12 protein-coding genes are annotated in these 12,274 nt (G+C 43.7%); 10 read left to right on the top strand and 2 right to left on the bottom strand.

Annotated features, from left to right (window positions below):
* Nucleotides 1-344 precede the first annotated feature (344 nt).
* From FBY58_RS04340 to FBY58_RS04330, 3 genes are all read left to right on the top strand, one after another.
* Nucleotides 345-1,523, top strand: coding sequence for an aldose epimerase family protein (locus FBY58_RS04340; protein WP_141919661.1), 1,179 nt, complete (start codon nt 345-347; stop codon nt 1,521-1,523).
* Nucleotides 1,524-1,755: 232 nt separating this feature from the next.
* Nucleotides 1,756-2,310 carry a recombinase family protein gene (locus FBY58_RS04335; protein ID WP_141919660.1) on the top strand — a complete coding sequence of 185 codons (555 nt, stop codon included), beginning with the start codon at nt 1,756-1,758 and terminating at the stop codon, nt 2,308-2,310.
* Between the two features lie 245 nt (nt 2,311-2,555).
* A complete protein-coding gene (locus FBY58_RS04330) occupies nt 2,556-3,089 on the top strand; it encodes a DUF192 domain-containing protein (RefSeq protein ID WP_141919659.1) in 534 nt (177 codons plus the stop codon).
* A gap of 68 nt (nt 3,090-3,157) precedes the next feature.
* Here the strand turns inward: FBY58_RS04330 and FBY58_RS04325 are convergent, their stop codons facing one another.
* The gene (locus FBY58_RS04325; protein WP_141919658.1) at nt 3,158-3,541 is read right to left on the bottom strand and encodes a MerC domain-containing protein; all 384 of its coding nucleotides are present in this window, start codon (nt 3,539-3,541) and stop codon (nt 3,158-3,160) included.
* Between the two features lie 324 nt (nt 3,542-3,865).
* On the opposite strand from FBY58_RS04325, the gene rplM reads away from it, so the two are divergent.
* The 6 genes from rplM to FBY58_RS04295 all read left to right on the top strand — a co-directional run bounded on the left by rplM (nt 3,866) and on the right by FBY58_RS04295 (nt 10,134).
* Nucleotides 3,866-4,345 (top strand): 50S ribosomal protein L13, encoded by a 480-nt coding sequence (gene rplM, locus FBY58_RS04320; protein WP_141919657.1) that lies wholly within the window; start codon nt 3,866-3,868, stop codon nt 4,343-4,345.
* Complete coding sequence (gene rpsI, locus FBY58_RS04315) at nt 4,345-4,896, top strand: 30S ribosomal protein S9 (RefSeq protein ID WP_141919656.1); 552 nt, start codon at nt 4,345-4,347, stop codon at nt 4,894-4,896. The genes rplM and rpsI overlap by 1 nt, the downstream gene beginning before the upstream one ends.
* A 206-nt stretch (nt 4,897-5,102) precedes the next feature.
* Nucleotides 5,103-6,506, top strand: coding sequence for a globin-coupled sensor protein (locus FBY58_RS04310; protein ID WP_141919655.1), 1,404 nt, complete (start codon nt 5,103-5,105; stop codon nt 6,504-6,506).
* A gap of 234 nt (nt 6,507-6,740) precedes the next feature.
* On the top strand, nt 6,741-8,408 hold the full coding sequence (locus FBY58_RS04305) for a chemotaxis protein CheW (RefSeq protein ID WP_141919654.1): 1,668 nt from the start codon (nt 6,741-6,743) through the stop codon (nt 8,406-8,408).
* A 356-nt stretch (nt 8,409-8,764) separates the two neighbouring features.
* Nucleotides 8,765-9,790, top strand: coding sequence for a chemotaxis-specific protein-glutamate methyltransferase CheB (gene cheB, locus FBY58_RS04300; RefSeq protein ID WP_141919653.1), 1,026 nt, complete (start codon nt 8,765-8,767; stop codon nt 9,788-9,790).
* Entirely contained in the window at nt 9,778-10,134 is a 357-nt protein-coding gene (locus FBY58_RS04295) for a hypothetical protein (protein WP_141919652.1), read from the top strand. Before cheB ends, FBY58_RS04295 begins: the two co-directional genes overlap by 13 nt.
* A gap of 30 nt (nt 10,135-10,164) precedes the next feature.
* Here the strand turns inward: FBY58_RS04295 and FBY58_RS04290 are convergent, their stop codons facing one another.
* On the bottom strand, nt 10,165-10,755 hold the full coding sequence (locus tag FBY58_RS04290) for an HpnM family protein (RefSeq protein WP_141919651.1): 591 nt from the start codon (nt 10,753-10,755) through the stop codon (nt 10,165-10,167).
* 494 nt (nt 10,756-11,249) lie between these two features.
* Between FBY58_RS04290 and ispH the strand changes: the two genes are divergently transcribed.
* Entirely contained in the window at nt 11,250-12,272 is a 1,023-nt protein-coding gene (ispH, locus tag FBY58_RS04285; RefSeq protein ID WP_141919650.1) for a 4-hydroxy-3-methylbut-2-enyl diphosphate reductase, read from the top strand.
* Nucleotides 12,273-12,274 lie beyond the last annotated feature (2 nt).

The raw sequence follows: 12,274 nt of genomic DNA, 5'->3' as shown, positions 1-12,274 counted from the left end.
AATTAAATCATAAAAATCAAACTTATGAAGCCTTGATCAAGGCAATCCAAAAAGCCCCATAGCAACTTCTATTTTAAGAAAAAGTAATAAATCCATTGTGCTTTGACTTGCGTTGTCAAAATTGACTTCGAAAAATATTAGTATTACATTACTATAAATAACAATATTATTTTTAATTTACGGATAATCTAAAATAATAATTACTAAATATTCGCCATTATTATTGATTTTAAGAGAAAATGTCATATCTTTCTTCGCATATCTTATTTAATTCATCTAATTATTCAAGAATAAATAATAATTTTTATTGATTTAGTCTTTAAAAATTGAAGAAAGATTGTCACATGCGCTATCTATCAAAACAGATAATATATTTATGCCTTGGTTTATCTGTGCCCGGCGCAGTCATCATGCCGACTGCTGCCCATAGCGCTGCGTCTTCGGTCAGTTTAAGTAGTGCGCCCTTTGGCACCACTCCTGAAGGCCAACCTGTTCAGATTTATACCTTAAAAAATACGAATGGCATTACGGTTCGCTTCATTTCCTATGGTGGTATTATCCAATCCATCGAAACGCCAGATAAAGACGGAAAAGCCGGAGACATCGTTCTCGGTTTCTCCGATCTGAAAGGCTACACGGAAGATTCGGCTAAGGGCGGCCTTTTCTTTGGCGCGCTTATCGGTCGCTATGCTAACCGTATTGCCAACGGCACCTACAGCCTCGGTGGAAAAACCTACCATGTTCCGGTAACGGCAGCCCCTAATTCTTTGCATGGGGGCACCAAAGGCTTTGATAAATATGTCTGGACTGTCCGTCCCCTGCCCGCGACCGAACATGAAGCCGGTGCAGAACTGACATTGGTCAGTCCCGATAACGATCAAGGTTTCCCGGGGAATTTAACAGTTCATGTCACCTATAGCTTGAACGACAAAAACGAATTGCGTCTTCACTATCAGGCAAAAACCGATAAACCCACGGTCTTGAATCTGACGAACCACAGCTATTTCAACCTTTCAGGGGAAGGCTCCGGTTCGATCGAAAATCAGATTTTGAAAATCAATGCCGATAACTACACCCCAACAGATGCGACTTCTATTCCAACGGGAGAAATCGCCCCTGTTCAAGGTACGGTTCTTGATTTCCGTAATCCGATGCGCATTGGTGACCATTTGCGGGATAATGATGTCCAGCTTCGCTATGCGCGCGGATATGATCAAAACTGGGTCATTAACGGCGAATATGGCAAACAACCGCGTCTTGCTGCGCAAATTTTTGATCCGAAAACAGGCCGGACGATGGAGGTCTTAACCTCGCAACCGGGCATGCAAGTTTATACATCCAATTCACTGGATGGCACCTATTACGGCAAAAGCAATCAGCAATACCGCCAGACGGACGCGATTGCCTTTGAAGCCGAGCATTTCCCCGATTCACCTAATCATAAAACCTTCCCGACGACTGAACTTAAGCCGGGACAGGCATTTGATTACACGACCATTTTCCGTTTTGGAACACGTCGCTAAAATAGGCCTATAATGCCGTCATCAGGATAGTAGTAAGTAAACCGATACTTGCTACTATCTCTGCCTAATATATTTCTAATTGTTGCAATCTTAGGAATATGAGATAAAAACATACAATGTTGAGCAATATAAGCTATTGTTCTATAAGTATTATTGTATTTATTATTATTTAATCTTAAAACACATCTTATAATCACTATATCAAAATCGAATTTCGGAATAAAAGAATATTATGAAAATTGGATATGCACGGGTTTCAACCCATGAAGAGAATCTGGACGATCAGATTCAGGCTTTGAAAGACGCGGGCTGTGAAGAAATCTTCACGGATAAGGTCAGCAGTATCAAAGCCGAAAGACCTGGTCTGGATGAAGCTTTAAACTACATGCGTGAAGGGGATAAATTCATCGTATGGCGACTTGACCGTCTGGCAAGATCGTTAAAAGAACTGATTACCTTGGTCGACAATCTGAAAAAACGGTCGGTTCTGTTTGAGAGCCTGTCTGAAAAAATTGATACAGATTCCTCTAATGGTGGTCTGATCTTTCATCTTTTCGGGGCAATGGCTGAATTCGAACGTAATCTTATCCGTGAACGCACCCAAGCCGGTTTAAAGGCTGCGCGTGCAAGAGGTCGGTTAGGCGGACGTCCCCATATGCCAGAAAACAAAATCAAAACCGCTATCACGCTTTATCATAACAATCCCGATATGCCGATTGCCGATATTTGCCAAGCTTCCGGTGTCAGCCGTGCAACGCTCTATCGTTATTTAAAGGCCAAAAAATAAAATATGCATCAGCTATCGTTATATTATTTTTAGGATGAGAGGTGATCATTATCAATCCAGACAGGATTTAAGTATTTTGTCTAATTAACGAAAAAAGCGTCAGCTATTTACCTGAGATATTTTTTAGAAAACCGCCTTTAAAAATGACAACTTTCTTTATATTCCTTGAGTAATACTCTTAGATGTTCATTAAATCGATATCCTGATAAATGGCATCTAAACCAGAGTAGAAAAAGGCATATCCCATGCGTAAGATTTTTATGTTGGCAGCCGTTTTTATTTTATCTGCCAATAACGACACCCCAGATTATAGACAAACACCCCCCTCCACCGAAGCGGTGCCGCCTACCAATGACCCATGGGCAAGCTGTGATTTCGAAATCAAAACAGCAAGTTTTGGAACAAAAATTCCCTTCACGACCATTCCGGTTGCCCATACCAAAGAACAGATCAATCAGGGCGTTGCCAATCTGAATAGCGGCACCCCGATCATGCTTTTCTTATGGGACAGTCCACGTCGTTACGCCTTCACTATGCGGTCAGTGCTGCGTCCGATGTCGGTTGCCTTTATCAATGACAAAGGCGAAATTACCCAGATAGAAAATATGAAGCCGAATACGACAGAGCTTCACGTCTCGGATAAAGCGGTGCGCGTTGCCTTGGAAGTCGGTAAAGGCGTTTTAAGTAACCGTAACATCATAACCGGTTCCAGAATCACGATCAAACAGTGTTCTGCCACCCTGCCTTTCCCTGAAAAATTCTTTCAAGAGAAAAAATAGCAAAAAGGGAGCGATATATTTTTGCTCTTGGGAAAAAGTAAAAATATATCGTTACCGCTTATCCGCCTTTAATGAAGGCAACTATGCCTTCTGACACGATGATTAAGTAAATGGGCGCAAGCCACTAAACAAACGCCAATAACCGTACAGACATCTTCCCAAACGCTGTGGCCGATAAAGAGACCTACCGACATAAAGGCAATACCAATAGAGCCGATAATGACGGGACGCCATTTATGATGCGATATAAAGCCGCCGCCTAAACCTAATACAGCGAAAAGAACGGCCAACCCCAAACCGATTTCATGAATGCGCGGGTCGCTCAGCCGATCGGATACCTCGGATAAAAAGAGCAAAAGAAATAATCCACCAAAACAGTGGATAGCGCATAAACCCGAAAGCACAACAGCGATACGATCTAACCAATGTGATCGGAAAATTCGCTTTATCATCTCTTTGTCCTAAAGTTTTATAAGGCATCCCTTAACTTTTGCGGAAGATGCTCTGGTCTGTGCGCTATATGGGACTTTATTATATATGTTACAACATAACGTGGGTTATTTTACCGCTTGAGTATGATCGGAAATGAATAGCTTTCGGGGTAAAAAGGCCAGAAATATTTGCCGTGGTATTATAGTACCACTCTAAAAACCCTTATTCTTCTTGACTATTACGGCCTAGACTGTATTCACCTGCCTTCAATAGTCGGTTTTCCTGCTGAACACAGGAATCTCCGCAATTTTACGAATTTTTAGCCATATGAGGAACAAGAGCCCATGAAGGCGCTCATGAAAACGACGAAGCCGGCAACGCCTGCAACCGTCGAAAAAAAATGGCATCTGATTGATGCTGAAGGATTAGTTGTTGGTCGTGTCGCAACGATTATCGCTAATATCCTGCGCGGCAAGCACAAACCGAGCTTTACCCCTTATATTGATTGCGGCGACAATGTCGTTGTTATCAATGCGGATAAAGTGCGTTTTACCGGCCGTAAAATGCAGAAAAAAGTATACTACAAGCATACCGGTTATGCTGGTGGTATCAAGGAAACCACCCCTGCCAAAGTATTGGGTGGACGTTTTCCTGAACGTGTATTGGAAAAAGCGGTTGAACGCATGATTCCTCGTGGCCCCTTAGGTCGCCAGCAAATGCGTAACCTCCGTATCTTCGCCGGTGTGGAACATTCGCATGCGGCTCAGAATCCTGAAGTTCTTGATGTTGCGGCTATGAACCGTAAAAATAAGGTGGGTGCCTGATGGCTGATCATCGTCAATCTCTTTCTGACCTCGCTGATCTGGCAGCAGCCGGCGCAGCGAATGCTGGTGCAGCAACCCCTTCTGTTGAAGTAACCGAAGCTGTTGTTGAGAAAAAAGCAGACGTTGTCGAACCAGCTCCCCTGCGTGAGCAGATTTTAGACGCTCAGGGTCGCGCCTATGCAACCGGTCGTCGTAAAGACGCCGTCGCCCGCGTTTGGATCAAGCCAGGCAGCGGCAAGATCGTCGTTAATGGTCGTGATCAGGAAGTTTACTTCGCTCGTCCGACCCTGCGTCTGGTTATCAACCAGCCTTTCGACGTTACCGAACGTCGTGGCCAGTATGATGTCGTCGCAACTGTCACCGGTGGTGGCCTTTCCGGTCAGGCCGGTGCTGTAAAGCATGGCATTTCACAGGCTTTGACCCGTTACGAACCGACCCTGCGTTCTACTGTGAAGGCAGCAGGCTTCTTAACGCGTGATAGCCGTGCGGTTGAACGTAAGAAATACGGCCGTGCAAAAGCACGTCGTAGCTTCCAGTTCTCCAAACGTTAAAACCTTTTTACTTTATAAAACAATTTATAAAGTAAAAGATAAAGAAGGGTGCCATTTTGGCACCCTTTTTGTTTCAAAATGAATGTAAATTTTTCAATATATGCCGTAGGAATATAGACGCTGTATGTTCATGTCCGAATGACGCATCAAATGCCTCACGACATGCTGTTCGGCAGACGGAATAATTTCCAATTTAAGGATTATGCGTGGCTGAAGATTTCAAGGAACGTTTAAAATTATTCAACGTCACTGAAAATGACTACAAAAATTTTCCTGCGCTTAAAAAAATAATTGGGCGTTATGGGCTAAAAACCCTCGATTATCTTTATGACCATCTGAACCGAACATCAGCACACTCTTTTTTTAAAAGCAAAGCTGGAATTGATAAGGCTAAAAAGAAACAGCTCGCCCATTGGACGGCTTGGTTTTCTTTACCCTTAAATCAACAAAGCGCAGAAAATTCTAAAAAAATTGGCGCGATCCATGCACAGATAGGGGTTACCCCCACCTATTATATCAGTGCTTATGCGATCAATTTGGAACAACTGATTACGCGGGCGATAAAGGGCGCACCGGGTGGCTTTTTGCTGCATCAAAAACTAGCCAAAACAATAGGCTCTTTAGTCAAATTAACATTACTTGATATTGAAATCGTTCTGTCGAATTACCTCGACTATGAACGCCAAGAACGGAACACCATTCTGACAAGCCTCAGTAAAGCGCTTAATCAGATGGCTGAACAAAATTTCGATGTTGTTCTTGAACATATCCCGAAAAATTACGCCGCCATTGCCAATGACTTTGCTAATATGCGCTCCAGTCTAGCCGGCACCATCGCCAAAGTCGTTACAATCGCCAATAATGCGCGTTCGGAAGCACATAATATTGGGCGTTTTACGCGATCTCTGACAGATTCCAGCCAGCATCAGATTCAAGCGCTGGGGGATGCGACTTCGACGATGAGTCAGATCGCAGATGCCGCAGAAAAAACCGCATCCCGCGCAAGGGATGTGAGCAAATCGATTGAACAAACACGGGTGAAGGCCGGTGAAGGCGGTCGTATTGCTTCTGAAGCTATCGAAAGCATGGAAATTTTATCCGCCTCTTCAAAGAAGATTTCCAATATCGTCATCTTGATTGATGATATCGCCTTTCAAACCAATCTTTTAGCTTTGAATGCTAGCATCGAAGCCGCGAAAGCCAGCGAAGCCGGACGAGGCTTTACCGTTGTGGCAAATGAAGTGCGGGCATTGGCACAACGTTCTGCTGAAGCGGCTGCAGGCATAAAAACCCTTATTGAAGGGAGCCTAAAACAGCTTAGCACCACTAAAAACCATGTCGAAAATACTGGAAAAACATTCGAAGAAATTATTCAGAGTATCGAAACCGTTAATCAACAAGCGCATGATATTTCACTATCGGCGGTATCCCAATCGCAAGATCTGCATAATGCCGCGGCTATGGTCAAAGATACTGAAAAAATCACCCAGCAAGGCGGTGTTATTGTCGAACAATCAACCGAAGCCTCTCGCAATATTGTCGATGCCATTGATTTGCTGGGAACCGCTTTGGAACGCTTCCATCTAGGGGCCGATGCAAAGACAAATTAAATCTTGCCGGATTTTATAACGAGATCAAAACATAAATAAAAAACGTCAAATATAATCCGGCATTACTATTCCATCCTTGACTGGATGGATAAAATTTACCAGCGTGCCTTCCGATTTTGATGTATAATTCAATAATATAGATGCACTAACTCTAGCTATTTTCTGGATATCGATTCTATAGGGTTCCAGAGTAACAGGAACCATCAGACGTTCTTTCGGGGAATATACTATTTTATGACGCAGCCCGAAAAAAAACTGTTTACTTTATGGCAAGGCCAAAAAAAAACTATCGAGAATGACCTAAGAGCCTGTCAGGCTGGCGTTTATGACAGCAAATGTCTGTTGCGTCTGGAAATGGCGATAAAGGAACTCAATAACCAAGCGGCAGGTGATGGCGAAAAGCCTTTGGTGCAGCTTACTTTTTTACTGGCACAACTGATCGAAGCCATCCGTAATGATCGCCTCGCCTTAAATCTGTTTTTAATCGACCTAGTCCAACGTAGTTTTGATACGATTGAGCGTTATATTCTAGCCGTTGCCTCTGGACAGACACCGCTAGACCATATCCAACTTGAAGAGGAATTAAAGAACGCAACTGCTCATTCCTCTCAATATGCGATTAAGACAATTGGTGATGAACCGACCACCGATAACCAAAAAATAACATCCCATGCAAATTCAGCTTTAATAGCCGATGATCCTTTAACACGGCTGCAACCCAATTTTACAGATGATAGCCTTCATGTCGAAGGTAGTCTCGCTCCCCATATTCCGGTTAATCCCGAAAAGCTGGATAATCTTTTCGACATATTCCACGAAATGTTGAGTGTCCGCTCAGAATTAAGTCTTAGCTCGCTTTCTTCTGAAAATGCTGGTCGGGTCAACGCGCTTGAAAAGCTGGATCAACTGATTCAAGCCGCTAATAATTATGCGATGGCGCTTCAAACCCAAACAGTTGAGCCACTTTTTTCGCAGATCATTTCAATTATTGAACAACGTTTTACCGACAGCGGTAAATTCATTGCCTTTTCGATGATCGGTTCAGAAACAAAAATAGATAAACGCATTGTTATCCAGCTTGGAAAAGCCCTGCTGGAACTCGTCGATAACGCCGCCTTTCACGGTATTGAAGACGCAAAAGAGCGACAGGAAATCGGCAAAGCCCGTGAAGGCCACATCCGATTGGAAGCTCGCTATCATGCCAGCCGTTTAAAAATCGTCATTTCTGATGACGGGCGTGGTATTTTGTGGGAAAAACTCATTAAAATTGCCGAAAAATACGGGATAATTGCAGATAAGGATGCTTCTGCCGAAACAGAAGCGCAGAATTTCGACAGTGACTATCAGCATAAAGAAAAAAGTGGTTTTTCTACCGTAAAACACATTATTCAGTCATTAAAAGGCGAAATTCGCATCTATGCCGCACCTCATTCAGGTACGCGTGTCACTCTGCTTTTACCGCTCAACCAAACCATGGTTGAAGGTTTAATCGTCAAAGTCAAAGAACAACGCTATATTCTGCCGATTTCCGATATTGTCGAAAGCATCGCCGTCCATGCGGAAGACATCCATTGGGTCGATGAACGACAATCCATGATCCAATTACGGGATCAATGGTTTCCTGCGATTGCGTTATCCGCTTTGTTGGGCGAAGAAACTTTCACCCAAGACTCTTTTAAGGAAGGTCGAAAAATCCTGATCCGGATTGATCAGGCGATTCATCAGCCCGAAGTCATGATTATTGTCGATGCTTTGGATAGTCAGCGGCAAGTTTTGGTACAAAGTCTCGAAAAAAATTTCCAGCCGGTGCATGGTATTAGTGGAGTCGCTTTTTTACAAGAAGGGAAAACCGCTTTAGTCGTTGATGTAGATTCTCTTCTTAATCCTCAAAAATACAGTTAATTTTACATTATTTTAAAAGAATATATTTTTATTATTATAAAAAATATTTTACTTTAAAAGTCCGTTTTGGAGAAATCGGTTTTTTATTCATGTGGCTATTTTAAATTTTAAAAAACCATATGATTTTTTATAAAAATTACTCGCTTTTTTCACAAAAAACATAGCGGCATAGTTTTGAAACTAAAGGGCAAAAACCGATTTTGTTAAGCATATTTTAGACTTTATGATATTAAACTCACTATCAAACGATAGGCATTAAACTAGGATTTTAAAATATCGATTTTGAATAACTGCTTCAAATTGAACCAGATTTTTTCATGTAACGAGCGTTTTAAAATCAGTAAAAGGGATACGGAATGAGCGATCCTGTTCGCGTTTTAATTGTTGATGATTCTCTCACCATGCGCACCCTGTTTTCCGAGGTGTTGGACAGCTTTGATAATATTCAGGTTGTCGGCGTCGCGGCGAATGCGGATGAAGCACGGGAACGTATTACGGAATTATCACCCCAGGTCATTACGCTTGATGTCGAAATGCCTGGAATGAGCGGTATCGAATTTCTAGAGGAAATCATGAAAGAACGGCCAATGCCGGTCATCATGCTTTCCACGCTGACCCAACGTGGTGCAGAAATTTCACTGCGCGCCTTGGAATTGGGCGCTTTTGAATGTTTCCCAAAACCACAGAACGTCACTCTGGAAGTTTTTAAAAAGCTGGGGCCGAAACTTGCCGAGCTGATTGTTGCAGCCGCTGGCGGTAAAATCCGGAAAAAAACCAGACAGCGTAAAGTTGCAAAAGAAGCGCTGGAATGGAACGGTAAAATGATCGCGCTCACCACCTCAACGGGCGGTGTTGATGCTATGCTTGATATTTTGCCAGAATTTCCGGCTAACTGTCCCCCGACTATTATTGTCCAGCCTTTGGACGAAAGCTTCACCGAAATTTATCTGACTCGTTTGGGCTCTGCGATCAAACCTCAGGTAAAACTGGCCAAAGATGGTGCCAAATTAAAGCAAGGCATAATCTATATCGCCAGCGACACGAAAAACCATGTGGTTATTGACCGCTGGCCAGATCCAACGATCCGCCTGTTGCCGAAAGAACCTGTTCAGGGTCATCGTCCCAGCGCAAGCCTGTTATTTGCGGCTTTATCTAAAACGGCCAAAGATGATGTGGTCGCAGGGATCTTGACCGGCGTTGGTGATGACGGTGTCGCAGGTATGAAGCCATTGAAAGCAAGCGGTGCCTTCACCTTTGCACAGGATCAAGAAACCGCCATTGCGGGCGATGCTCCGCGCGCTGCTCGTGATGCAAAAGTAATCGATCAGGAGGTCGCTATCGGCGATATCGCCTCTTTGGTTCTTGCTAAATGTCAGAAGTAAAATTGGACAAAAATTTTCTCAATCCGGAACAGGCTCGTCCCTGTTCCGGAGACATGTGCCGAAATAATCGGGCAACGACCCTTTTATTCAAAAAACTGGCGGCGGAAGTTGCTTTGGTTCGGCATGATGTCGAAAATCTTTCCGTGGTATTATGCGGCGATAGCTATGTCGTCGAAAACCACGTCTCAGTTTTACAGAATTTCGACCATATCACGCAAAGACTTGCGATTATCGCCGATATTTTACAGGCTGATGATCGCCTAGAAGCCGTCAAGCATATTCCACTTGAAGTCTTGGCTGCCCGATTAAGTGCGGATACTAAAAAAAATAAGCCGGATCTTTAAAAAAGTTCCGGCCTAAAAGTTTCATAAAAGTTATTTCATTGTTTTGGCATCAATCGTTGCCAATTTATGAACCAGCCCCGGAATACCATTAGACGCAACCGTTGAAGAGAAATCGACACGTTGAACAGCCAACTGGCTGACACCATCCGAAATAATATCAACGATTCTCCATTTTCCCTGACTAAAGCGCATCCGGTAAATAAGCTTATCGCTCGTGATGCTTGCCCGTACCAATTTATCTGATCCACGGCTGGTTACCGGCAATTCGGTTTTAAACTGCTCACCACCATAGCTGACAAAATTGCTGGCTAACATGACGGCACTGTGATGTTCCAAGGCGGCAATAGCCTGCGCCCGATCGGCCTGAGAAGCCGAAGCCCAGCCTGATCCAACAACCAAAGAAGTCATGGTCGACATATCGTAATAATCATGCACCAAGGTTTCAAAGCGCGTTATCCGGCCCGTGATACCAAGGGTCTTACCCTGTTTCATGATTTCGATAATAGCATTGTGATAGGCGTCAATTTGGGTGGCGGCAGGATCGCTCGCTTGGGCAAAGGCTGCAACCGGCGCTACCGTCACCAAAATAGCGGGTAATATATTCTTTAATTTTAAAGCCATAAAAAATCCTACTCTTCAATTCAAATGAATATGGAAAGAGGCAAAATACGATTCCACATTTTAAAACTATTCCCCATTTATAAACATGGGAGAAATAATGAAAATGTAATATCCTGATTTTCCCGTCGGCTTTCTTCCCTGGTTTGATATGTCTTTTTTAAGAAGCATCTAATGAATGGAGAAAGAACAATAACGCCTTTAAAAGCTCTCTTTCTATCACTCATCGACGGTTTAGAACTTTTTATCTAATCCTTCACAAAAAATGCTTCGTTATGCCTTGATGAAAAAAAACGTCAAAAAAAAGGTTGAGTTTCCATTTTTGGCCACGACCACAGAAAATACTGTGTTTTTTATACATAATTCACACGAAATATGCCGTCTTTGTGCTACATTATGCGTTATCTGCTTTAGAATTATCTATAAAATAGTTACAGCGCTCTGACAGATTAGACTTAAATGTCTAGAATTAAGAACATCCAAAATCGGGACTGTTTGTGATAAAAATCATACTGGCTCAACCGCGCGGCTTCTGTGCAGGCGTGATCCGTGCTATCGAAATTGTCGATCAGGCATTAGACCGTGTCGGAGCACCCGTGTATGTCCGCCACGAAATCGTCCATAATCGCCATGTTGTCGATACCCTGAAGGCAAAAGGCGCTGTTTTCGTCGAAGAACTTTCCGAAGTCCCTTCTGGCGAAGTCACCGTCTTCAGCGCACATGGTGTTGCCCGTACCGTTCAGGAAGAAGCCGAACAGCGAGGCTTGCCTGTGGTCGATGCAACCTGCCCTCTCGTGAACAAGGTTCACGCACAGGGACGGCGTTATCTATCACATGGACGCACTTTGATTTTGATTGGTCATGCCGGTCATCCTGAAATTGAAGGGACTTTAGGCCAAATAGATGGGCCGGTGCATCTCGTCGGTTCAGCCGAACAGGTTGCCAGCCTTGATATTCCGGCAGATACGCCCGTCGCCTTCATTACCCAAACGACGCTTTCTGTAGATGATACCCGTTCGGTTATCGCTGCATTGCGCCAGAAATTCACGGATGTCATCGGACCTGACACGTCTGATATCTGCTATGCAACGCAGAATCGTCAGGCAGCGGTCAGAGACCTTTGCAAAAAATCCGACCTTATTCTGGTTGTGGGTTCGCCCAATAGCTCGAATTCCAACCGTTTGCGTGAAATCGGATTGGAAGAAGGCCTTCCCAGCTATCTGATCGCTGACGGCAGTGAAATTGATCCTGTCTGGTTTGAAGGTATCAATACCGTCGGATTAACGGCTGGTGCTTCTGCACCGGAAGAGCTGGTGCAAAGCGTTATCACCGCTATTCGTGCCTTGGGGCCTGTGACCGTAGAACAGCTTGCTGGTGTTGAAGAAAAAATCGCTTTCCGTTTGCCGCCAACGCTGCGCCATTTGAAAGCCCGCAACGCGGCACATAATAATTTGGACAATAAAACTGCTGCTTCAAAAGAAGCGGACAGTCTTTCTAACGATACAGAACAGGAGGCTTGAGC

It is taken from the genome of Zymomonas mobilis, assembly GCF_006715975.1.
Classification (GTDB): domain Bacteria; phylum Pseudomonadota; class Alphaproteobacteria; order Sphingomonadales; family Sphingomonadaceae; genus Zymomonas; species Zymomonas mobilis_B.
This window is presented reverse-complemented; position numbering and strand designations above follow the sequence as displayed.